The 22,529-nt window shown below is 66.2% G+C and carries 19 protein-coding genes; 7 read left to right on the top strand and 12 right to left on the bottom strand.

Translation table 11 applies throughout. The annotated features are described in order from the left end of the window. Nucleotides 1–5: 5 nt before the first annotated feature. The 4 genes from C3B78_RS03790 to C3B78_RS03775 all read left to right on the top strand — a co-directional run bounded on the left by C3B78_RS03790 (nucleotide 6) and on the right by C3B78_RS03775 (nucleotide 4,356). Nucleotides 6–1,652 carry a DNA repair helicase XPB gene (locus C3B78_RS03790; RefSeq protein WP_104996881.1) on the top strand — a complete coding sequence of 549 codons (1,647 nt, stop codon included), beginning with the start codon at nucleotides 6–8 and terminating at the stop codon, nucleotides 1,650–1,652. 105 nt (nucleotides 1,653–1,757) lie between these two features. After that, a complete protein-coding gene (locus C3B78_RS03785; protein WP_104996880.1) occupies nucleotides 1,758–2,468 on the top strand; it encodes a response regulator transcription factor in 711 nt (236 codons plus the stop codon). Nucleotides 2,469–2,470: 2 nt separating this feature from the next. Further along, a complete protein-coding gene (locus C3B78_RS03780; RefSeq protein WP_199775325.1) occupies nucleotides 2,471–3,973 on the top strand; it encodes a sensor histidine kinase in 1,503 nt (500 codons plus the stop codon). A 95-nt stretch (nucleotides 3,974–4,068) separates the two neighbouring features. After that, nucleotides 4,069–4,356, top strand: coding sequence for a WXG100 family type VII secretion target (locus C3B78_RS03775; protein WP_104996879.1), 288 nt, complete (start codon nucleotides 4,069–4,071; stop codon nucleotides 4,354–4,356). A 35-nt stretch (nucleotides 4,357–4,391) separates the two neighbouring features. Here C3B78_RS03775 and C3B78_RS03770 read toward each other — a convergent pair whose 3' ends face one another. From C3B78_RS03770 to C3B78_RS03745, 6 genes are all read right to left on the bottom strand, one after another. Next, nucleotides 4,392–5,390 (bottom strand): ribonuclease HI family protein, encoded by a 999-nt coding sequence (locus tag C3B78_RS03770; RefSeq protein WP_104999620.1) that lies wholly within the window; start codon nucleotides 5,388–5,390, stop codon nucleotides 4,392–4,394. 128 nt (nucleotides 5,391–5,518) lie between these two features. Further along, complete coding sequence (groL, locus tag C3B78_RS03765; protein ID WP_104996878.1) at nucleotides 5,519–7,147, bottom strand: chaperonin GroEL; 1,629 nt, start codon at nucleotides 7,145–7,147, stop codon at nucleotides 5,519–5,521. A 289-nt stretch (nucleotides 7,148–7,436) separates the two neighbouring features. Continuing rightward, nucleotides 7,437–8,720, bottom strand: coding sequence for an ABC transporter substrate-binding protein (locus C3B78_RS03760; RefSeq protein WP_234005506.1), 1,284 nt, complete (start codon nucleotides 8,718–8,720; stop codon nucleotides 7,437–7,439). Then, a complete protein-coding gene (locus C3B78_RS03755) occupies nucleotides 8,717–8,923 on the bottom strand; it encodes a cold-shock protein (protein ID WP_146031895.1) in 207 nt (68 codons plus the stop codon). The genes C3B78_RS03760 and C3B78_RS03755 overlap by 4 nt, the downstream gene beginning before the upstream one ends. 199 nt (nucleotides 8,924–9,122) lie before the next feature. Next, the gene (locus C3B78_RS03750; RefSeq protein ID WP_104996876.1) at nucleotides 9,123–9,776 is read right to left on the bottom strand and encodes a LytR C-terminal domain-containing protein; all 654 of its coding nucleotides are present in this window, start codon (nucleotides 9,774–9,776) and stop codon (nucleotides 9,123–9,125) included. A gap of 50 nt (nucleotides 9,777–9,826) precedes the next feature. After that, complete coding sequence (locus C3B78_RS03745; RefSeq protein ID WP_104996875.1) at nucleotides 9,827–10,156, bottom strand: DUF3263 domain-containing protein; 330 nt, start codon at nucleotides 10,154–10,156, stop codon at nucleotides 9,827–9,829. Between the two features lie 127 nt (nucleotides 10,157–10,283). Here C3B78_RS03745 and C3B78_RS03740 point away from each other — a divergent pair, with 127 nt between their 5' ends. Next, nucleotides 10,284–11,054, top strand: coding sequence for a uracil-DNA glycosylase (locus tag C3B78_RS03740; protein ID WP_104996874.1), 771 nt, complete (start codon nucleotides 10,284–10,286; stop codon nucleotides 11,052–11,054). A 14-nt stretch (nucleotides 11,055–11,068) separates the two neighbouring features. Then, the gene (locus tag C3B78_RS03735) at nucleotides 11,069–11,908 is read left to right on the top strand and encodes a siderophore-interacting protein (protein ID WP_104996873.1); all 840 of its coding nucleotides are present in this window, start codon (nucleotides 11,069–11,071) and stop codon (nucleotides 11,906–11,908) included. 19 nt (nucleotides 11,909–11,927) lie between these two features. On the opposite strand, the gene C3B78_RS03730 is transcribed toward C3B78_RS03735, so the two are convergent. From C3B78_RS03730 to C3B78_RS03720, 3 genes are all read right to left on the bottom strand, one after another. Further along, nucleotides 11,928–13,430 carry a threonine/serine ThrE exporter family protein gene (locus C3B78_RS03730; RefSeq protein WP_104996872.1) on the bottom strand — a complete coding sequence of 501 codons (1,503 nt, stop codon included), beginning with the start codon at nucleotides 13,428–13,430 and terminating at the stop codon, nucleotides 11,928–11,930. 36 nt (nucleotides 13,431–13,466) lie between these two features. Beyond that, nucleotides 13,467–14,780 (bottom strand): peptidoglycan bridge formation glycyltransferase FemA/FemB family protein, encoded by a 1,314-nt coding sequence (locus tag C3B78_RS03725; RefSeq protein ID WP_104996871.1) that lies wholly within the window; start codon nucleotides 14,778–14,780, stop codon nucleotides 13,467–13,469. 101 nt (nucleotides 14,781–14,881) lie between these two features. Further along, nucleotides 14,882–15,955, bottom strand: a complete 1,074-nt coding sequence (locus C3B78_RS03720; protein WP_104996870.1) for a lipid II:glycine glycyltransferase FemX — start codon at nucleotides 15,953–15,955, stop codon at nucleotides 14,882–14,884. Between the two features lie 159 nt (nucleotides 15,956–16,114). Between C3B78_RS03720 and C3B78_RS03715 the strand changes: the two genes are divergently transcribed. Continuing rightward, nucleotides 16,115–16,657 carry a TspO/MBR family protein gene (locus C3B78_RS03715; RefSeq protein WP_104996869.1) on the top strand — a complete coding sequence of 181 codons (543 nt, stop codon included), beginning with the start codon at nucleotides 16,115–16,117 and terminating at the stop codon, nucleotides 16,655–16,657. A 9-nt stretch (nucleotides 16,658–16,666) separates the two neighbouring features. Here C3B78_RS03715 and C3B78_RS03710 read toward each other — a convergent pair whose 3' ends face one another. From C3B78_RS03710 to gcvP, 3 genes are all read right to left on the bottom strand, one after another. Next, entirely contained in the window at nucleotides 16,667–18,103 is a 1,437-nt protein-coding gene (locus tag C3B78_RS03710; RefSeq protein ID WP_104996868.1) for an L-serine ammonia-lyase, read from the bottom strand. A gap of 213 nt (nucleotides 18,104–18,316) precedes the next feature. Further along, nucleotides 18,317–19,471, bottom strand: a complete 1,155-nt coding sequence (gene gcvT, locus C3B78_RS03705) for a glycine cleavage system aminomethyltransferase GcvT (protein ID WP_104996867.1) — start codon at nucleotides 19,469–19,471, stop codon at nucleotides 18,317–18,319. 11 nt (nucleotides 19,472–19,482) lie between these two features. Then, nucleotides 19,483–22,392, bottom strand: coding sequence for an aminomethyl-transferring glycine dehydrogenase (gene gcvP / locus C3B78_RS03700; RefSeq protein WP_234005505.1), 2,910 nt, complete (start codon nucleotides 22,390–22,392; stop codon nucleotides 19,483–19,485). Between the last annotated feature and the right edge of the window lie 137 nt (nucleotides 22,393–22,529).

Here is a 22,529-nt window from a genome sequence, read left to right as displayed (position 1 = left end):
CCTGCGTGAACGACGGACCCCTGATCGTCCAGAGCGACAAAACCATCCTGCTTGAGGTGGACCATGAACTGGCAACCGAAGCCCGCCATGCCATCGCGCCCTTCGCCGAGCTGGAACGTGCACCGGAGCACATGCACAGCTACCGGCTGACACCGCTGGGGCTCTGGAACGCACGTGCCGCCGGGCTGGACGCGGAGAAGGTGCTGGACACGCTGCTGAAGTATTCGCGATTCCCGGTGCCGCATTCGCTGCTGATCGACGTGGAAGAAACCATGTCCAGGTACGGGCGGCTGCGCCTGGAGAAGGACCCGCAGCACGGGCTGGTCATGCGGACTGACGACTACCCCGTATTGGAGGAAGTGATCCGGGCCAAGAAGATCCAGCCCCTGCTGGGGCCCCGGATCGATGGTGAGACCGTTGTGGTGCATGCCTCCCAGCGGGGGCAGCTCAAGCAGCTCCTGCTGAAGATCGGCTGGCCGGCGGAGGACCTGGCCGGGTATGTGGACGGTACCCCGCACCTGATCGCGCTCAACGAGGATGGCTGGAAGCTGCGGCCGTACCAGCGGATGGCGAGCGACAACTTCTGGTCCGGGGGAAGCGGCGTGGTGGTGCTTCCCTGCGGAGCCGGGAAGACCCTGGTGGGCGCCGCGGCCATGGCAACGGGCTCAACCACAACCCTGATCCTGGTGACGAACACAGTGGCTGCCAGGCAGTGGAAGGACGAGCTGCTCAAGCGCACGTCCCTCACCGCGGACGAGATCGGCGAATACTCGGGGTCTGTGAAGGAAGTCCGGCCGGTGACCATCGCCACCTACCAGGTGCTGACCACCAAGCGCGGCGGCCTGTATCCGCATTTGGAGCTTGTGGACGGCCACGACTGGGGACTGATCATCTACGACGAGGTGCACCTGTTGCCGGCACCGATTTTCCGGATGACCGCCGACCTCCAGGCACGGCGCCGGCTGGGCCTCACCGCAACCCTGGTCCGCGAGGACGGCCGCGAGGGCGAGGTGTTCAGCCTCATCGGGCCCAAGCGCTACGACGCACCTTGGAAGGACATCGAGGCCCAGGGTTACATCGCCCCCGCAGACTGCGTGGAAGTCCGTGTTGACCTGCCCAGGGACGAACGGGTGGCCTATGCCATGGCCGACGACGCGGACAAGTACCGGCTCTGCTCCACTTCGGAGTCCAAGACGCAGGTAGTGGAGCAGCTCGTGGCCCGGCATGCCGGGGAACAGCTGCTGGTCATCGGCCAGTACATCGACCAGCTGGACGACCTCGGGGAACGCCTGCAGGCGCCCGTGATCAAGGGCGACACCTCGGTGAAGGTCCGCCAGAAGTTGTTTGACGCCTTCCGTGCGGGGGAGATCCAGACGCTGGTGGTTTCCAAGGTGGCCAATTTTTCCATCGATCTTCCGGAGGCATCCGTGGCGATCCAGGTATCGGGTTCGTTCGGCTCGCGGCAGGAGGAGGCGCAGCGGCTGGGCAGGCTCCTGCGGCCAAAGAAGGACGGCCGGGCGGCACGTTTCTATTCACTTGTTGCCCGGGACACCCTGGACCAGGAATTTGCGGCGAAGCGCCAGCGGTTCCTGGCAGAGCAGGGCTATGCCTACCGGATCATGGATGCCAAGGACGTCCAGACCGCCGACTAGTGCTGCGGAAGCCAAGACGGCGGAGTGCCGACACCCCGAGGTTCTCCAACCCGGCTCCCAACCAACGTCCAGACAACTCCCAGAGTCTGGGAGCAGAATGGGAGCATGAACAAGAACGGTCCTGAAGCGAAGCTCCTTGTTGTTGACGATGAACCCAACATCCGGGAGCTGCTTTCCACGTCGCTGCGGTTTGCCGGCTTTGAGGTTGTCTCGGCTGCGAACGGCCGGGACGCGCTTGCTGCGGCCGATGCCCACGCACCGGACCTCGCAGTGCTGGATGTCATGCTTCCGGACATGGACGGCTTCACCGTCACCCGCCGCCTTCGGGCCTCGGGCAAGCACTTCCCGGTGCTGTTCCTGACTGCGAAGGACGATACCGAGGACAAGGTCACCGGCCTCACTGTCGGCGGGGATGACTACGTCACCAAGCCCTTCAGCCTTGACGAGGTGGTGGCACGGATCCGCGCCGTCCTCCGCCGGACGCAGCCGCTGCTGGATGACGACGCCGTCATCCGCGTCGACGACCTGGAGCTCGACGACGATGCGCACGAAGTGCGGCGCGGAGGCACGGTGATCGAGCTCTCCCCCACCGAGTTCAAGCTGCTCCGGTACCTCATGCTCAACCCCAACCGGGTGCTGTCCAAGTCCCAGATCCTGGACCATGTATGGGAATACAACTTCAACGGTGATGCCTCCATCGTGGAGTCGTACATCTCCTACCTGCGCCGGAAGGTGGACATCGACCCCAACGCTCCTGCCTTGATCCAGACCAAGCGCGGCGTGGGGTACGTGCTTCGGACGGCTGAAAAGCGCTGACCTTGCTGCAGCGATGGAAGTCGGCCTCGCTGAGGACGCAGCTGGTGGCCATGATCATGGCGCTGCTGATAGTTGCCCTGACGGTGACCGGGGCGGGAACGCTGGCCCTGCTCCACAGCTACCTGCAGGCACAGGTGGATGACAAGCTCAACGCGGCGGTGGACCTGGCCCGGCAGCAGCGGTCCTTTACCCCGCTCCAGGCGCCCAACCCAATGGTCCCGACGGACTACTCACTCATTCTCTTCGCACCGGGTGAGGAACCGTATCCGTTCGGCGGCGACCCTGAGAGCCGTCCGGACATCAGTTCCATCACGGTGCAGCAGGCGCAGGAACGCGGTGCCGTTCCCTACCAGGTGCGCGGTACGGACGGGCAAAACTGGCGGGTGGTGGCCGTGCCGGTGCAGAACAACCAGACTACCGCCGTGGTGGTCATCGGGCTGCCCCTGCAGAGCGTGGACGATGTCCTCAAGCATGCCTCCCTGGTGGTGACCGGGGTGGGGCTGCTGACCCTGCTGCTGGCCTCCCTCATCGCGAGCTGGACCGTTTCCCGCTCCTTCCGCCCGCTGGCCCGGGTGGAAAAGACGGCGGCAGCCATTGCGGCCGGTGATCTTTCCCGCCGTGTCGACGTCGAAAACCCCGGCACCGAATTGGGGCGGCTCAGCAGGTCGCTGAATGCCATGCTGGCCCACATTGAGACGGCCTTCGCTGCACGTACAGCCTCGGAGGCGAGGATGCGGCGGTTCGCCGCGGACGCGTCCCACGAACTGCGGACCCCGCTTGTAACCATCCGTGGCTTCTCTGAGCTGTACCGGCATGGCGCATTGACCACCCAGGAAGACGTGGCCACAGCCATGGGAAGGATTGAAAGCGAAGCCAAGCGCATGGGCTCAATGGTGGAGGACCTGCTCCTGCTGGCCCGCCTCGACGAGCAGCGGCCGCTGCAGCAGAAGCCAGTGGACCTTCAGCTGCTCGCCCATGACGCCGTGGTGGACACGCAGGCCAGTGACCGCTCGCGGGTAATTTCGCTGACCGGGCTCGACGGCGGACCTGCCGCAGCTGCCCCCGTGCTGGGAGACGAGGCCAAACTCCGGCAGGTGGTGGGCAACCTCGTGGGCAACGCACTTCGTTACACCCCGGAAGACAGTCCGATCGAGGTGTCGGTTGGGGTTCGTGCGATGGAGGACGGACAGCTGCGCTCGGTCATCGAAGTGCGCGACCATGGGCCCGGCATCTCCGAAGAGGACGCCTCCAAGGTCTTTGAGCGCTTCTACCGGGCGGACACCTCACGGACCAGGGAAACGGGCGGCAGCGGACTCGGCCTGGCAATCGTGGCTGCGATTGTAGGGTCCCACGGCGGTTCCGTGCGGGTGGAAAATACCGACGGCGGCGGCGCAACTTTGGTGGTCAGCCTTCCGCACCGTGATGATGCGCTGAGTACCGGAGCGGCTACTGAGGCGGAAAGGGCAGAGACGGCGGGGTTGTCCACATATAGCCCCGGACCATAGCAGCGGTGGGAACCTGCTCCCTACGCTCGTTGTCAACGGTCCGGACCCGCCGGGCCCCGCAGGCGAAAGCTGCCGCCATAGCGAAAGGCACGGCCATGAGCATTATTTCCGTCGATACCGAACTCCTTCAGCTGAAGTCCGCAAGTGTCCAGGCGACAGTGGACAGGATCAGTGCGGACGTCCAGGCGATGAAACGCGGGCTGGACGAGCTCCAGGGGTCGTGGCGCGGCACCGCCGCCACTAATTTCCAGGCGCTCATCACGGAATGGACCGTCACGCAGGGACGGGTGGAGGCCTCGTTGGCGTCCATCAACACGGCGCTTGCCTCCGCTGCAGCCACCTACGCACAGGCGGAGCAGGGCAACACGCAGCGGTTCAGCTGACCGGGGCAATACCCGGTGGCCAGCTCAACCGGCGGCTAAGCCTCAGGAGTACCTTGGTGGAACCTCAGCCGCCAACGGTCGCCGTCCAGCACCCACAGCGAGCTTCTAAGCGTGGTGCCCGAGCGCGCGAAGCTGCGGTACGTCAACAGGACCGCGTCAGCGCCAATACGGTCCACGCCAAGAATCTCAATGTCCGTCCGCTCCCCGGGGTCCTCCTCGAGGGCCATCATCATGGCATCGCGGGTCCACACCCTGCCCGAGCTGCCGATCTCCATGAAATCGGGGTGCAGGAGGACAGCAGTCCGGCCGATGTCCCCGCGTACCAGGGGGCCCAGCAGCTCACGTTCCAGTTCCTCCACCATGCCCTCGGGCGGGACGGCACCTGGCCGGGCTGCCGCGTCCGGTTCGCCGAAAGCGCCATTGTCCAGCTGGCTGAAAAGGTCCGGCTCCTCATAGGCTCCTGGCACGGTTCCGGCTTCCCGCGGTGCGCGGCGGGCGTCCTGGACCGATGGCACGTCCTTAACCGCCGGCGCGCCCTTGGCAGCCGGGGAGTGGGGCGCGTGGTGGGCGCCGGGAAAACCGGGTCCGGACCGGGCTGCCACCCCCTGCTGATACGCCGTCGCCGCCGCCCTGGCGCGCTCGTCCGCGGCTTCGTTCAAGTCATGTCCGGCATGCCCCTTGACCCACTCGAAAGTGTACTTCCGGCCGGTGAGCTCCCGGTCCAGCTCCTTGAGCAGGTCCACGTTGAGGACCGGCTTGCCGTCGGCCTTGCGCCAGCCTTTGCGCTTCCATCCCGGCATCCACTTGGTGATCGAGTTGATGACGTACTGGCTGTCGCAGAGGATGTGCAGGTCCTCCTGGGGAAGGTGCGCCGTGGCCCGCAACAGGTCCAGGACCGCCATCAGCTCGCCTTGGTTGTTCGTCCCGTGGGGCCATCCTCCGGCGCGCCAGCAATCGTCGTTCACGTACCAGGCCCAGCCGGCCGGACCGGGGTTTCCCAAGGCCGAACCGTCGGCCGCTGCAGTAATTGTCACCGGTCCATCCTCCCAGACCGGCAGGACAAACCGGGCCTTTGCCGCAACCACTCCACGAAAACAAATGCGGCCCCCTCAGTGAGGGGGCCGCATTTTGTTTACAGCGGGACAAGGCCCGGCAGGAGGGCTTAGAAGCCGCCCATGCCGCCCATGTCGTCGCCGCCGCCCATGGGGGCCGGGTTCTTCTCCGGCTTGTCGGCAACTACAGCTTCGGTGGTGAGGAACAGGCCGGCAATGGAAGCCGCGTTCTGCAGGGCAGAGCGGGTTACCTTGACGGGGTCGTTCACGCCGGCAGCCAGCAGGTCGACGTACTCGCCGGTTGCGGCGTTCAGGCCGTGTCCTGCGGGCAGGCCGCGAACCTTGTCCACCACAACGCCCGGCTCCAGGCCGGCGTTGAATGCGATCTGCTTCAGCGGAGCATCGATGGCCACGCGGACGATGTTGGCACCGGTGGCCTCGTCGCCGGACAGCTGCAGGTTGGCGAATGCCTTGGCGCCGGCCTGGATGAGGGCCACGCCGCCACCGGCAACGATGCCTTCTTCAACAGCGGCCTTGGCGTTGCGCACTGCGTCTTCGATGCGGTGCTTGCGCTCCTTGAGCTCAACCTCGGTTGCGGCACCGGCCTTGATGACTGCAACGCCGCCGGCCAGCTTGGCCAGGCGTTCCTGCAGCTTCTCGCGGTCGTAGTCCGAATCGGAGTTCTCGATCTCGGCGCGGATCTGGGACACGCGGCCGGCGATCTGGTCGGCGTCGCCGGCACCCTCGACGATGGTGGTCTCGTCCTTGGTGACAACAACCTTGCGCGCCTTGCCCAGGAGTTCCAGGCCGGCGTTTTCCAGCTTGAGTCCGACTTCCTCGGAGATGACCTGGCCGCCGGTGAGGACAGCGATGTCGGCAAGCTGTGCCTTGCGGCGGTCACCGAAGCCCGGAGCCTTGACGGCCACGGACTTGAAGGTGCCGCGGATCTTGTTGACGATCAGGGTGGCCAGGGCCTCGCCCTCGATGTCCTCGGCGATGATCAGCAGCGGCTTGTTGGACTGCATGACCTTTTCGAGGACAGCAACCAGTTCCTTGACGTTGGAGATCTTGGAGTTGACGATCAGGATGTACGGATCCTCGAGGACCGTTTCCTGGCGCTCCGCGTCGGTAACGAAGTACGCGGAAATGTAGCCCTTGTCGAAGCGCATGCCTTCGGTGAGTTCGAGCTCCAGGCCGAAGGTGTTGGATTCCTCGACCGTGATGACGCCTTCCTTGCCCACCTTGTCCAGGGCTTCGGCGATCAGCGCACCGATTTCCTCGTCACCGGCAGAGATGGATGCCGTTGCGGCAATCTCTTCCTTGGTTTCGATCTCCTTGGCGGAGTTCAGCAGCTCGGCGGTGACGGCCTCAACGGCCTTTTCGATGCCACGCTTGAGGGACAGCGGGTCGGCGCCGGCGGCAACGTTGCGCAGGCCTTCCTTGACGAGGGCCTGGGCCAGCACGGTAGCGGTGGTGGTTCCGTCGCCAGCGACGTCGTCGGTCTTCTTGGCAACTTCCTTGACCAGCTCGGCGCCGATCTTCTCGTAAGGATCGTCCAGCTCGATCTCCTTGGCGATGGAAACACCATCGTTGGTGATCGTGGGAGCGCCCCACTTCTTTTCGAGGACGACGTTGCGTCCACGCGGGCCGAGGGTGACCTTAACGGCGTCGGCGAGGGTGTTAAGGCCCCGCTCAAGGCCGCGGCGTGCCTCTTCATCAAATGCAATGATCTTGGCCATAACGGCAGTAGTCCTTTCGGGACAGTCGTTAAGAATGAACCTTCGCTGCAGTGCCCGCGACGGACGACCCTTTGCCGGCGGCCTCTGTATGCCTCCGGGTGCGGATCTCACTCCAGTAAGGTGTTTCTTCGCTCCTCGCCCGCTGCCGCGCGCCGCCGGCCGGAACCAGGCTTTGCTTTAGCAGTCGGTACGTCAGAGTGCTAAGTCAATAATTAGCACTCCCCACGTGAGAGTGCAAGCGAAAAGGGCGCGGAAACCGCTGCGGCGGGCATCTCTACGCCAACGGCGATCAGCCGGCACGTCCTGCAGTTTCGCGGCCGGTGGGCGTTGGATTGTTGTCTGCCCCGTAGGTGAATACCGTGAACGTTGCCGAGGTGATGTCACCGTTGGCGTCGAAGGCAACCGGGCCGGATTCGCCGTCGTAATCAATGCCGGCACCGGAGGCCTTCACTGCAAGGCATTCCCTGTAGCCGGGGCAGGGCGGGCCCGGCGCCGTTGCAGCCCCGCCGGCCGCTCCGGCCGCAGTCCCGCCGGAGACGGCGACGAGGTTCGCCGCTATTGAGCGGCCGGAGTCGTCCTCGGCCTTGGCAGCCGCGAGGGCCGCGAGGGTCACGGCGTCATACGTCTCCGCTGCGAAGGACACATCCTTCAGGCCCGGATCGATGCCCAGGAGCCTTTCCTGGAAGGCGGCCGATGGCAGCTCTCCGGGGACCACGGCACGGGCGCCCTCCAGGGCTTTGGTTCCCAGCTTGGACGCGTAGCGGCCGAAGGCGCCTTCACTGAGGATGATCTTCGAACCGGCCAGGGCGGCGTTGTTGAGTTCGGCCAGGGCACCCTGGGCGCCGTCGCGGGCCACCAGGATGACGGCGTCGGGTTCCGCCCCGCGGGCGGCGGCAGCGGCACTTCCCGCTTCACCCGGTTTGAAGCCGGCCGTGGCAACCACGTCCAGGCCGGCCTGTTCCGCGGAATCGGCGACGACGGCGGAGACGTCGGTGCCGTAGGCACCTTCCTGGAACATCACGAAGACGGTGGAGGCGCCGGCGTCCTTGGCGAGCTTAGCCAGCACCGGTCCCTGCGCGACGTCGGCGGCCGCCGTCCGGAAGTAGTATCCGCCGCTGGGGATGCTGCTGAGCCCGGCCGCGGTGTTGGCCGGCGAGATCATCGGCGTCCTGGCCCGGGAGAGGATGTCCACGGCGGCCTTGGCGTGGCTGGAGTCGGTGGGGCCGATCACTACGTCGGCCTTGGCCTGGACCAAAGCCTGCGCCTGCGCCGCTGTATCCTGGCCGGCTTCATAGGGCAGCAGTTCCACGGGCCGGCCTTTGTGGCCGCCGGCAGCATTTATTTCTTTGACTGCGAGCTTGGCTGCGGCCGCCTGGGGCGCGTTCAGGAAGCTGCTTTGCCCCGCGTTGTCCAGAATGAGGCCAATCCGCAGGGCGCCGTCACCGGACGCCTCCGCTGTTTCCACGCGGGCGTTTCCGGTGACCCCGGAACAGGCGGTGAGGGCCAGCGTGGAGCAGAGGGCAGCGGCGAACGCAGGACGGAGGGCCCGGGCAGGGACAAACAGATGCTTCACTCGGCCGGCCGGACGCTTTCCGCCTGGGGGCCCTTCTCGCCTTCGCCGACTTCCAGTTCCACCCGCTGCCCCTCGTCCAGTGCCCGGTAACCTTCGCCCTGGATGGCAGACCAGTGGACGAAGATGTCGTCGCCGGAGCCGTCAACGGTGATGAACCCGTAGCCCTTTTCCGCGTTGAACCACTTGACGGTTCCTCGTGCCATGGTGACCACTCTTTCCGTTAGGTCCGGGGATGCTGCGCCGGTGCCGCCGTGCCGGGCCGAAGCCCGGAATTTACTCTAGCCAATGCATATTGGTGCCGCTGGCACCCGGCGGTGCTGCGGGCAAACGTTATTCAGGCGTAACGCTGTGCCCCCGGACCGGGTGCGGCCCCGCGCAGCGCGGCCGGTGAAAGAACCGGGCTTACCGGTACCCCGGGCCCAGCACAACCACCAGCGGTACCTGGAATTCGGTGCTGCTGACCACAGTGGGGACGCCCAGGAGTTCCGCGAGGGCTTCTGCGTTGGCCCGTTGGGCTGGCCCCGAATAGAAAATGACGGAGCCCTGCTGCGGCGCGCCGGCCCAGTTCCCCACCTGTCCCAGGGGCCAGCCGTCCGCCTGCACGGTTCCGCCTACACGGCTTGCCAGCCCGGCGGTCCCGGCGGCGTTGTAGACCGCCACGGCCTGGGTTTTGTCTACGGACGAAGCCTGCGCCGTGGGCCGGGTGCTGGGCCCCGTCCCAGTTGCGGGGACCGTGTCGGTTCCGGCCGTTTCCTGCGCGGCGGAGGGCTCAGGCTCTGCCGAGGGGGCGGTGGACGCGCCCGGCTCCGCGGAAGGGGTCGACCCCGCTCCGGCCAGCGGCGCTTCCAGGCTCGACGAGGCCTGGCTTGCCGGACCGGCAAATCCCAGCTTGGGCAGGATCAGGAAGGAAACCAGCCCGATGGCCAGGGCAACGCATCCCACCGCCAGGACGGGCCACAGCCGGACCCGTGACGGAGCAGAGGCTGTGCGATGGACACCTTGTCGCGACGCGGTCTCCGGGACCTTGTCGAATTCATCGCGGGCGTATTTGGTCATGGGAATGAGACATCCTTGCGTGTTGCTGCTGAGGAACCAGCGTGAGCGTCTTATGCGTCGGACCCCAGGCGCCGTGCAGTGCGTGCACGGTGACGCGACGTACGTAGTCTACGCAATCTCTTGACCAGCATGGGGTCGTGGGCCAGCGCATCCTCGGTGTCGATCAGGGCGTTGAGGAGCTGGTAATAGTGCGTCGCGGAGAGATTAAAGAGTTCCCTAATGGCCTGTTCCTTGGCACCGGCGTACTTCCACCACTGCCGTTCCAGGGCGAGCATCTGCTGGTCACGCTCGTTCAGGGGGGAATCCCGCAGCCTGAAATCCGGCAGCAGGGCGTTCCGTTGTTCCTGCTCCGGCAGGTGCTCCCGAGCTGGTTCCGCCACGGCGCACTCTCCCTTGCTGGTTACGTAAAATGTCTGACCCCCATGCTACGGACGAATAACACTGTTGTCATTTGTGCCGGGGGCCTGGCGGACCGGGGCACAGTGGCCGCCCTGCGAGAATGGGACGGTGTTTGAATCAGATGCCCTTTTCGAACTGGCGCAGGATCCGGCGCGCGGGCAAGGTTTCGCCGAACTGGCGAAGCTGCCGCTGAAGGAGCTGATGGCGCCCGACTGGGCAGACGCCCTGGCGGGCGTGGACAGCGGACTCAGGGACGTGCTCACCTTCCTTGCCGGCGAAGAGGCGGCCGGGCACCCGGTGCTGCCGGCGCCGTCGAACGTCCTGCGGGCGTTCCGCCAGCCGCTCGCGGAGGTGAAAGTCCTGATCGTAGGGCAGGATCCGTACCCCACGCCGGGGCACGCCGTCGGCCTGGCCTTCTCCGTTGATCCGCACGTCCGGCCCATCCCGCGGAGCCTGGCGAACATCTACCGGGAGCTGGAGGCGGATCTGGGGCTTCCCGCGCGGGTCCACGGCGACCTTTCCGCCTGGGCCGGACAGGGGGTACTGCTGCTGAACCGCGTGATGACCGTAAGGGCCGGAGCCGCAGGGTCGCACCGCAGGAAGGGCTGGGAGGAGATTACGACGGCGGCCGTCCAGGCCGTGGCCGGGCGGCGGGCTCCGGACGGGTCACGCCTGCCGCTGGTTGCCGTGCTGTGGGGAAAGGATGCGGAGAGCGTGCGTCCGCTGCTGCCGGGGGTTCCGGCTGTGTCCAGCGCGCATCCCAGCCCCCTGTCGGCGGCCCGCGGGTTCTTTGGTTCGCGGCCGTTCAGCCGCGTCAACGCGCTGCTGCGGGAGCAGGGTGCGCCGGGCGTAACCTGGGAGCTTCCGACGGTACCCTAGCTTAGGCTTGCCTTATGAGCATTGTTCCCGCCGCCACCAGCGCCACCAAGAAGAGCCGACCGCAGGTCAACCTCGCCGTGCTGCGCCGGGAACAGCTCTCGCCCCACATGGTGCGGATAGTTGCCGGCGGGGACGGCTTTGCGGACTTCGTCGACAACGGCTTCGTTGACCGGTACGTGAAGATTGTCTTCCCGCAGCCGGGCGTCGCCTACCCCTCCCCGCTGGATCTGTGGAGCATCCGCGAGAGCATGCCGCGGGAACAATGGCCTTTCACGCGCACGTACACGCTGCGCTGGGTGGATCCCGCAGCCAGGGAGCTTGCCATCGATTTTGTAGTCCACGGCGACGAAGGGCTGGCCGGACCGTGGGCGGCGAAGGCCCGGCCGGGCGACACCCTGACCTTCACCGGGCCGGGAGGGGCGTACAACCCGGCGCCGGACGCTGACTGGTACCTGTTCGCCGGGGACGAGGCGGCATTGCCCGCCGTTGCGGCCTGCATAGAGTCCTTGCCGGCCGAGGCCGCCGGCCTCGCCTTCCTTGAGGTTGATTCCGAGGCCGACATCCAGCAGATCGCCGCCCCCGCCGGAGTGAAGCTCCACTGGCTGTTCCGTCGCCGCGTACCTGCGGGCGAGAGCGGCCTGCTAGTGCAGGCGGTGGCAGGGGCAGGCTGGCCCGCCGGCCGGGTGGACGTTTTTGCCCATGGCGAACGCGGCTACATGAAGGCGCTGCGCGATGTTTTCTTTGTACAGCGTGGCTTAGAACGCAAACAGGTGTCCCTGTCCGGTTACTGGGCAAAAGGCCGTGTTGAGGACGATTTCCAGGCGGAGAAGAAATTGCCCGTAGGACAGATCTAAACCGGCTCCAGGCAGCCGGTCAGCGGCGGCGGGCGCGCCGCCGCTCGTTGCTGGCAAGGCTGCGGGTCAGCGGCCGCGCCAGCGTGTCGCCAAGGACGATCCCGCCGGCCGTTCCCAGGACGATGGCTCCGGCGTTGAGCATCCCGCCGGCACCCAGCAGGATCTCGGCTTCCTCGATGGTGAGCACGTACATGGACCGGAAAATGGTGAGGCCCGGCAGCAGGATCAGCGCCGCGGGCACGGCCACCACCAGCTGGGGTGCACCCATCCTCAGTGCGACGACGCGGGCCAGCAGGCCGATGGCCACTGCGGCCAGCGCCGGAGAGAACCGGTCCCCGATGCCCAGCAGGCCGCCGCCCAGCAGGACGAAGTAGCCGGCAACCCCCACCGCCGCGGTGGGAAGCAGGAGCTGCCAGGTGGTTTGTTCCGTGACCCCGATGGCCATCACCGCCACGGCAACGAGGATGACCAGCACCCAAAGGTCGTAGGCCGGCGGAAAGGTCTGCGTCACGTCAATGCGCTGCATGCCGGTCAGCTCCCCCACCACGAAGGCGACGGCGATGCCTGCCACGATGGCCCCAAAAGTGAGCAGCGTGGACAGGAACCGCCCTGCGGCCGTAACAGGGAAGCCGTTGATGGCGTCCTGCACAGAGGAGACGAGGCGCCCAGTGGGCAGGAGCAGGAGGATGCCTCCCACCACCACGATGGCCGGCGACGCTGTCAGGCCAAACTGCCAGAGGACCAGCGCCAACTGCGTCACCACAAAGGAACAGCTGGCCGTTATGAAGAAGTCGGGAACCCGCCACCGGCCCAGCTGGCGGGCCAGCAGGCTCACCCCGATGTTGGCTGCGAACGCTATGGCAGAGGACGCCGGTCCGCCGCCCAGCACGGCAACGAAGGCTGCAGCAAAAACGCCGAACGCCGCGGTCACCATCCAGCGCGGGAACGGCTTGGGGCTGGTGATTGCCTCCTCCAGCCGCCGGATGGCCTCGTCCCGGCCCACTCCCCCGGCGACGATGTCGGTCACCAGCTGGTGGACCTTGGCCAGGCCGGCGTAGTTGTTGGTCCAGGAGCGGACTACGCGCAGCAGCGCGATGGGCGTCTGGTCCTTGGGGGCGTAGTTGATGCCAACGGACTGGTTGGTGATGTCCACCTCGATGTTCTTCAGCCCCAGGGCGGCAGTGACTGCAATGATGCTGGTCTCCACCTCCAGGGCACCCGCACCGTAGCGGAACATGGTTTCTGCCAGGTGCAGGGCGAAGTCCAGGGTCTTGCGGGCGGAGGTATCCACCCCTCCCACCTGGATCGTGGGGTTCGCGTAGGGGCTGCCGGTGAGCCTGTCCACGATGCTCAAGGGAGCCGTGGGCGGGTTTTCACCCTGGACCAGGCGACGCAGCATCCTCTTGGCCGCAGCGTTCTGCCGCAGCTGGGAGGGAGTCAGCGGCTCGGTCTTGGGCAGGCCGTCCGTGCGCGGCCTGGCCTTCGGGGATCCGGCGCCGGGGCGCTCGGGTCGGTCAGTCATGGTCCCTCCTCCCGTTGTGGTGGTGTGCAGGCGGCGTCAGGCGGAGCGCTTCAGCGGCAGTTTGCCCAGCACGATGCGTGCGGCGCCGGCTGCCATCCGGGCGAGCCTGTTGGCGTGGAATACGGCGGGCCGGACAGGCAGCACGAAGTCGCCCAGGAGCTGCACTACTTCCCCGCCGAAGCCCTTCTTGAACGCGTAGCCCCCGTGGCCTTCCTCGTCTTGGCCGGAGATGCCGAACGTCCCGTAGAAGTTGTACCGCGGATAGCCCTTTTCGAGGGCGTGGAGCATCATTCCCCAGTACAGCGAGGTAGCGCCGTTGAAGTAGATGTAGTCCTGCACCGTGCCGCCGATGACGCAGACCACCTCGTCGCCGTAGCAGACGAAGTGGATCGCGGCCACGGTGGCCACGCCCACCGAGTCGGGAAAGCGCTCGATGTCCTTAAGGCTTCGCTCGTAGCTGTCCACCAGGTCCTGCACCACTTTGAGGCGGTTGTTCTTTTTCTTGCTGCCGGTCTCCGCCACCTCATGGCGCAATTCATCAGCGGTGTCTGATTCAGCGGCAAGCCGCTCCGTGATGGACTTCCGGTAGGCGGGGATGTCGATCTTGGCCATCATGAGCTTGGTGAACTCAGGCGACGTGGTGCGGAGCAGCTGCTCGTAGTAGGCGCGCTCCCGGTACACAAAGCCCTTTTCGTCACCGGCCCGGCTCAGGGCGCCGTAGAACTCGTCGAGGGTGTCCAGGGTTGCCTGTTCCAGGAAGACGCCGTTCTTCTCGGCCTTCCGAATGGCCTTCCGGGTCCGGTAGCTGGTGCCCATGATCAGTTCTTCCGCGTCCTGGATGCCTTCGAGGTTTTTGATGAACATCCAGTTCACGTTCACGAAGTTCATGTCCAGGCCCTGGTGCCGGAGGCCCAGCCCGCCGAGCTGTGCCACCAGCGGCCGGTTGTCCTCGATCTCGGGGTGCTCGGCGCCATCGGCGTCACGGGCGATGTACCTGAGGTTCGGGGAGATCCGCAGTTCGGCGGCCTTGCGCTCGGCCGCGCGTTGCCGGAGGAGGCCGACGACGGCACGCACCAGGTCAGGGTCCGTGTAGTCCATCAGGGGTCCCTTGGCGCATTCGCAGACTGTGTATCCCAGCCGGGTGGTGGTGTAGTTCAGTTTCCCCGCTGCAACCAGTTCGCCGTCCTGGCGGACGCCGAAGAGCTCCACCTGCTGTCCCCTGGCGCGCTGGAACCGGGCAAAGTCAACGGATTGGAGAAAGCTGTTCTGCGGGTGCTTCAGCGCGAACTGCTCGAATTCGGCGTCGCTGAGCACGGCGAACTCGAGATCGGCGGCGGGGATTGCATTCAAGGAGTTACCTTCTTCACGGATAAGTGCCTGGCAATGGCGGGCAGCGGGCGAGGTCGGTCGGGATGGGGCAGGGCAGCCGGCGGGGCGCTCCTGCCCGCGGGTCAGTAGAACTGCTGGCCGGTGCGTGCGGTTTCGATCCGGCGGAAGACCTTCTCTGCTCCGTTAACCCAGAGCCGGTGTTTCACGGGCGAGAGAACGTAGTCGTGGCATCCCACGAAGTCGGTGACCGTCTTGGTGAAGCTGGTCTTGAACATACCCATGCCGTACAGGTTGTGGGTCTTGTCCTTGATCCGGGAGGCTGGCGGCGTGCCGCAGAAGTCGTATTCCGTGCAGCCCAGTTCCTGCATGCGCCGGATGGCTGCCCACTGCACCAGGTGGGAATCACCGTATTGCCTGCGGTTCTGGATGGAGCCGCCGTCCTTATAGGTGGCTTTTGCCCCGTAGTTGATGACGAAGGCTCCCACGCTGGGCTTTCCGTCCTCGTAGGTGAAGAAGAAACTGCCTTGGCCGCGGTTGCAGAACTCGTCCCAGAAGGCGGCATAGTACTCGTAGCTGCGCAGGGGCATGGAGCCTTTGGCCTTGACGGTGTCGGCCATGAGGTCATAAAGGGCCCGGTAGGTTTCCGGTCCGTGTTCCTCGCGGACCACTTCGCAGCCTTCCCGCTCAGCGCGGCGGATGGCGTTGCGGGCGCGGGAGGAGATGGCCTTGAACACCGCTTCTTCCGGTCCGGAAATGTCCAGCAGGGCCGTGGAGTCGTTGGACTGGATGTTGGGTGCCTTGACCAGCCCTGCGTCATGCAGGTGCGCCCGGGCCTCCTCGGAGTCGACGACGTCCGGCTCGATCTTGATGGTGAAGACGTTGAGCTTCCGGCTGCGGGCGAAAGCCGCGCAGGCTTCCAGCGCTGATTTCAGGTCACCTGCAGCCGCCAGGTCAGGGCCCTTGATGAGATACCAAAGCCGGCCGAGCAGCGGGAAACTCTTTTCGAGCACCAGGTTGTAGCTGGCAGTTGCCGGGTTCTCCAGCACCAGGAACCGGACTTTCCAGCCGCTGCCGTTCTTGACTGAGGCATATGCGGCGGACTGCAGCATGTTGCCGCCGTTGGGGTTGGCCGTGACGTGCTTGTCCCAGTTTTCAATTTCCTCGGCTGTGGCAAATCGTGCGGTGAATTCTCGCAAGGGGGCCGTGTCCAATCGGTTTCGTGCGCGGTTCGGTACTCGTGTCTGCGTGCGGACATGCAGCCTCAAGTCTAAAGCCTGATGCCCTCCCGGCTTTTCAGCAAGGCCCCGGCCCGTGCCTGCCTTGACGCGCACGGGGGCGTTGGCGAGGGTGGAAGCATGCAGCCGAAGGATGGAGTGGCGTCCCCGCCGGAAGGAAGGGACCAGCCGTACGGTACCGGCGTCCAGGCAGCAGCGCTGGCCGGATTTCTGGCGGCGTCCTTCCTGGTTGCGGCGCTCGGCGGGTTCTCCACTGTCAGCAACGTAGACGGGCGGTACGCCACGGCTGACAAAGCGCCCTGGTCGCCGCCCAACTGGCTCTTCGGGCCGGTGTGGACGGTGCTGTACGCGGCCATGGCGGTGGCTGCCTGGCTGGTGTGGCGGAAACGGACGTCCAGGACCGGGCCCGCACTGGCGGCCTATGCCGTCCAGCTGGGCCTGAACCTCGCCTGGACTCCGGTGTTCTTCGGCCTGTATCCCGTCCTGGGCACGGCCGCGCTGTGGCTGGCTTTGGCCGTTATTTTGGCGCTGGTCGCCGCCGTCACGGTGACGGTGCTGTACTTCGGTCCCATCAGCCGGACCGCTGGCCTGCTGCTGCTGCCCTACGTTGCCTGGCTGGTGTTCGCCTGCACCCTGAACTGGTGGGCCGCCGTTTACAACTGACTGCTTCCTTTAGCATTCGACGACGTTGACGGCGAGGCCGCCCATGGCCGTTTCCTTGTATTTGGAGCTCATGTCCTTGCCGGTCTCCCGCATCGTGATGATGACCTCGTCCAGGGAGACCCGGTGGGAGCCGTCGCCCCAGAGCGCCATCTTCGCCGCGTTGATCGCTTTCGCCGCCGCGATCGCGTTCCGCTCGATGCACGGCACCTGCACCAGGCCCCCGATCGGATCACACGTCAGGCCCAGGTTGTGCTCCATCGCGATCTCCGCCGCGTTCTCCACCTGCGCCGGGGTCCCGCCCATCACCTCAGCCAGGCCCGCCGCGGCCATCGACGACGCCGACCCCACCTCGCCCTGGCACCCCACCTCCGCACCCGAGATCGAGGCCTGCTCCTTGTACAGCACCCCCACCGCGCCGGCAGCGAGCAGGAACTTCACCACCACATCCTCCCGGTCCACCCGGGACGCGTTCTCCATCCCCGGCGCGAAATGCAGGGCGTAATACAGCACCGCCGGGATGATCCCGGCCGCCCCGTTCGTCGGCGCGGTCACCACCCGGCCGCCGGAAGCGTTCTCCTCATTCACGGCCAGGGCGATCAAGTTAACCCACTCCTGCCAATACCTCGGGTCATGGAACTCCGCGTCCTGGCCTTCGTCCTGGGATCCGGCCGGCCGGGAGCTTTCCTTCCGCAGCCGGTCATACCAGTCCGGGGCACGGCGGCGGACCTTCAACCCGCCCGGCAGCACCCCCTCACGCTTCAGCGACGCGGCCACGCAGCCCTCCATCACCGAATAGATGTGCAGCAGGCCCGCCCGGATCTGATCCGGGGTGCGGCTGTCCTCCTCGTTCACCCGCATCACATCACTGATCCCCAACCCCGTGTCCCGGCAGTGCTCCAGCAGCTCCGCGGCAGTCCGGAACGGCAGCGGCAGCTCCTTCTTGGACTCCTCGAGCTCCTGCTGGGCCGCGTCCTCCTCACCCTCACGGACAATGAACCCGCCACCCACCGAGAAAAACGTCGCCGCATGCAGCACCTGCCCTTCGGCGTCAGACACCGTGAACGTCATCCCGTTCGTGTGCCGCGGAAGCACCGTCAGCGGCCGCAACACCATATCCTTCACCCCGTACGGCAGGGGTACGGAACCGGCCAGGTGCAGCAAACCCGTCTCCGCGATCGCCGCCAGCCGCTCCTCCACCTCATCGGGCAGGATCAGCTCCGGATGGAACCCCTCCAGCCCCAGCAGGATCGCAGTCATCGTGCCGTGGCCGTGGCCCGTCGCCGCCAACGACCCATACAAATCCACCCGCAACGACGCCACCTCCGCAAGCCTGCCGGAACCCTTGAGCTCCTCCGCAAACACAGCAGCAGCCCGCATCGGCCCCACAGTATGGGAACTCGAAGGACCGATCCCAATCGAAAAAAGATCAAAGACACCAACGGCCATCGTGGGATTCCTTACTTGACGTGTAGCGGGCGGGTAGAGCGTCACCAAGGCGACATGCGCACGAGGGGCGACGGAGCCGGACTTTTCGAAAGCGTGCTCCCCACCGTCTCCCTAACCTCGCAAGCTCGGCTAGGGAACCCTGACGGCGTGGGCCCAAGGCACGCGTGAAAATGTCCGGTCCGCCGGCCCCGAAGCCAGCCACGGAGGATCCGACTATTTGGCGCGTTTGTAGAACGGCAGGTCGACGACTTCGAACGGCTCTGCCTTACCTCGCAGGTCGATATCCAGGGTGGTGCCAACAGTCGTGAACGCGACGTCCACGTAGGCCATGGCAATGGGGTACCCGAGGGTGGGTGACGGCTGGCCTGAGGTGACTTCGCCTACTACGGCGCCGTCCTTGAGGACCGGGTAGTGGGCCCGGCCTGCACGGCGGCCGAGTCCCTTGAGCCCGACCAGCCTTCGGCCGGCGGAGGCGCCGGCGGCCTTCTTCGCGGTGAGGGCCGCTTTTCCCACGAAGTCGCCTTCCTTGGACAGTGCGACGACGGGTCCCAGGCCTGCGGCGAAGGGATCGCCCTGCAGGGAGAGCTCATTCCCGTAGAGCGGCATGCCTGCCTCAAGCCGGAGTGAGTCGCGCGAGGCCAGCCCGGCGGGCGTCAGCTCCCCGTCCTCGGCAATGGCGATCAGTGCCTGCCACAGGCCGGTGGCGTCGTCGTTGGACACGAAGATCTCAAACCCGTCCTCGCCGGTGTAGCCGGTGCGTGCGAGCAGCAAATCCAGTCCGGCGCCGCCCACCAAGAACGGAACCTCGACGGCGGCATAGTACTTCAGTTCCGTCACCTGGCTGTGCTGGGCTGCGGGGACCAGTCGGAGCAGCAGTTCCTGCGCCGTGGGGCCTTGGACGGCGATCAGTGACGTGACGGCGGAGGCGTCATTCACCTCCACATCGAACCCGGCAGCCCGCTTGGAAAGCTCAGCAGCCACCACTGCGGCGTTGCCGGCGTTGGGGACCACCAGGAAGCGGTCGGTACTGCCTTCTGCGCTACCGGCGGTTGCGGGCCGGCGGTACGTGATGAGGTCGTCGATGATGCCGCCGTCCTCATTGCAGATCAGAGAGTACTTGGCCTTGCCCACCGGCATGGCGGAGATCTTTCCCACCAGCGCGTAGTCGAGGAAGGCGGCTGCGTCCCGCCCGGTCACCCAGACCTCACCCATATGGGAAAGGTCGAAGAGCCCTGCGGAATTGCGCACGGCGCGGTGTTCGGCGAGCTCGGAGCTGTACTTGAGCGGCATCTGCCAGCCGCCGAAGTCGGTGAAGGAGGCGCCCAGCTTTTTGTGCTCGTCGTAGAGGGCGGTGTGCTTCTCAGCCATGGAGCGTGTCCTTAGTTTTCGAACTCGGAAAGCGGCGGGCAGGCGCAGACCAGGTTCCGGTCCCCCGCTGCGCCGTCGATGCGGCCCACCGGCGGGAAGTACTTGTCCTGCTTAAGCGTTTTCACCGGGAACACGGCCTGCTCGCGGGGGTAGGCGCGATCCCAGTCGCTGTTGATCGCCGCGGCGGCGGTGTGCGGAGCGTTCCGGAGCGGGCTGTCAGCAACAGTGAAGTCACCGTTCGCCACCTGGTCGATTTCGGCGCGAATCGCGATCATGGCCTCGATGAAGCGGTCGATTTCCCCGATGTCCTCGGATTCCGTGGGTTCCACCATAAGCGTCCCCGCGACGGGGAAGGCCAGGGTGGGGGCGTGGAAACCATAGTCGATGAGCCGTTTGGCCACGTCCTCGGCCGTGACACCCGTGCGGGCGGTCAGTTCGCGCAGGTCCAGGATGCACTCGTGGGCCACAAGGCCGCCTTCGCCGGTGTAGAGCACCGGGAAGAAATCGTTAAGTCGGGCTGCGACGTAGTTCGCTGCCAGCAGCGCGGACTTGGTGGCCTCGGTGAGTCCGTGGCCGCCCATCAGCTTCACGTACGCCCAGGAAATGGGGAGCACGCCCGCGGAGCCGTACTTGGACGCCGAGATAGGCACGTCATTGCCTTCCGTCCAGGTGGCGGCGTTGCCGGGCATGAACGGTGCCAGGTGAGCCTTGGCAGCAACGGGACCGACGCCGGGTCCGCCGCCGCCGTGCGGGATGCAGAACGTTTTGTGCAGGTTCAGGTGCGACACGTCCCCGCCGAACTTGCCCGGCTGCGCCAGCCCGACCAGGGCGTTCAGGTTTGCACCGTCGATGTACACCTGGCCGCCCGCTGCGTGGATCGCGTCGCATACTTCACGGACGTCGGCGTCGTACACCCCGTGCGTGGACGGGTACGTGATCATGATGCAGGACAGCGCGTCCCTGTTCGCCTCGATCTTGGCGTACAGGTCGGTGTGGTCGATGGTTCCGTCCGGTGCCGTGGCCACCACAACCACCTTCATGCCCGCCAGGACAGCCGAAGCCGCATTCGTGCCGTGCGCCGAGGCCGGGATCAGGCAGACGTTGCGCTGCCGATCGCCCCGCGAGTGGTGGTAGCCGCGGATCGCGAGGAGCCCGGCAAGTTCGCCCTGGGAGCCGGCGTTGGGCTGGATGGACACCTGGTCGTACCCGGTGATCTCGGTCAGCTGCGCCTCGAGGCCGGCAATCAGTTCGCGCCAGCCCTCCGTCTGGGAGTCCGGGGCGAAGGGGTGGATGGAGGCGAACTCGGGCCAGGAAATGGCCTCCATCTCGGCCGTGGCGTTCAGCTTCATGGTGCAGGAGCCCAGCGGGATCATGGTCCGGTCCAGAGCCAGGTCCCTATCCGAGAGCTTCCGGATGTAGCGCAGCAGCTGGGTTTCGGAGCGGTGGGTGTTGAATACCGGGTGCTGCAGGTACCCGGAGGAACGCTCGACGGCGGCGTCCAGCTGGAATGCTCCTTCGCCGTCCGCGGCGGCCGGGACGCCGAAGGCCTGCAGCACCCCGGCGGTAATTTCTGATGTTGTCGTTTCATCGGTGGAGAAGCCCACCGTGTCCGCGTCGATGCTGCGCAGGTTGATGCCCGTGGCTTCGGCGGCAGCGACGATCCCGGCAGCCTTGCCCGGCACGGAGACGGTGACGGTGTCGAAGAAGCTCGTGTGCAGCACGTCCAAACCGGCGGCCCTAAGGGACGCGGCCAGCATCTTTGCGTGGGAGTGCGCGGCCTGGGCGATCGCCTTCAGGCCATCCGGGCCGTGGTACACGGCGTACATCGAGGCCACGATGGCCAGCAGCGCCTGGGCGGTGCAGATGTTGGACGTGGCCTTCTCGCGGCGGATGTGCTGCTCGCGGGTCTGGAGGGCCAGCCGGTAGGCGGGAAAGCCGGCGTTGTCCTTCGATACACCAACAAGGCGGCCCGGCATGGAGCGCTCGAGGCCCTTCTGCACAGCCATGTAGGCCGCGTGGGGGCCGCCGTAGAACAGCGGGACGCCGAAGCGCTGGGCCGAGCCGACGGCGATGTCCGCGCCCTGCTCGCCGGGAGGGGTGATGAGGGTGAGGGCCAGGAGGTCGGCGGCCACGGTCACCAGCGCGCCGCGGCTCTTGGCGTCGGCAATCACTGCGGCGTGGTCGAAGACGCGGCCGGAAGCGCCGGGCTGCTGCAGCACCACGCCATTGATGGCACCGTCGGGCAGGCCGCTGGAAAGGTCGGCCACTTCCACCTCGAAGCCGAGCGCTTCTGCCCTGCCCTTGACGATGGCGATGGTCTGCGGCAGGCAGTCCGCGTCAAGGACGGTCTTGCCGTCCCGGGCATCTGCGTTCTTATTGGCCCGGCGCATCATCAGCACTGCCTCGGCCACTGCGGTGGCTTCGTCCAGCAGGGATGCATTGGCGATGGGCAGTGCCACGAGGTCCTGGACCATGGTCTGGAAGTTCAGCAACGCTTCGAGGCGGCCCTGGGAAATCTCGGGCTGGTAGGGCGTGTACGCGGTGTACCAGGCAGGGCCCTCAAGGATGTTGCGGCGGATCACCGGCGGCGTCACGGTGTCGTAGTAGCCCTGGCCGATCATCTGCACGGCAGTCTTGTTCCTGGCGGCCAGCCGGCGCAGTTCAGCCAGCACCTCCACTTCGCTCAGGGCGGCCGACAGTTCCAGCGCGGAGTCCTGCCGGATGTCCTTGGGGACGGCGGCATCAACCAGCGCGTCCACGGTGTCGTAACCCACGGCCTTGAGCATGGTTTCGACGTCGGCCTGGCGCCTTGCGCCGATGTGCCGGTCAACAAAGGTGGCGGCAGAAGCGGGTTCGGCAGTTGCCGGGGTGGCAGTGGCCGGAACGGCGGAGGCCGGAGATACAGTCACGAGGAACTCCATAACTAAGGCGGCGCAGGGTACGCCACATCGATTCGGGTCCTCCCCGCTCTGTATCTGGACCTGAGAGTTTCCGCGTTGCCTGAACACGCGGGCACCGCTTGCACCGTCGGTGAGCACAACAGCCAAGATCCGGGGAC

It is taken from the genome of Arthrobacter sp. PGP41, assembly GCF_002953935.1.
Lineage (GTDB): Bacteria > Actinomycetota > Actinomycetes > Actinomycetales > Micrococcaceae > Arthrobacter.
The sequence above is the reverse complement of the archived record's forward strand: the minus strand, read 5'-3'. Positions and strand labels throughout refer to the sequence as shown.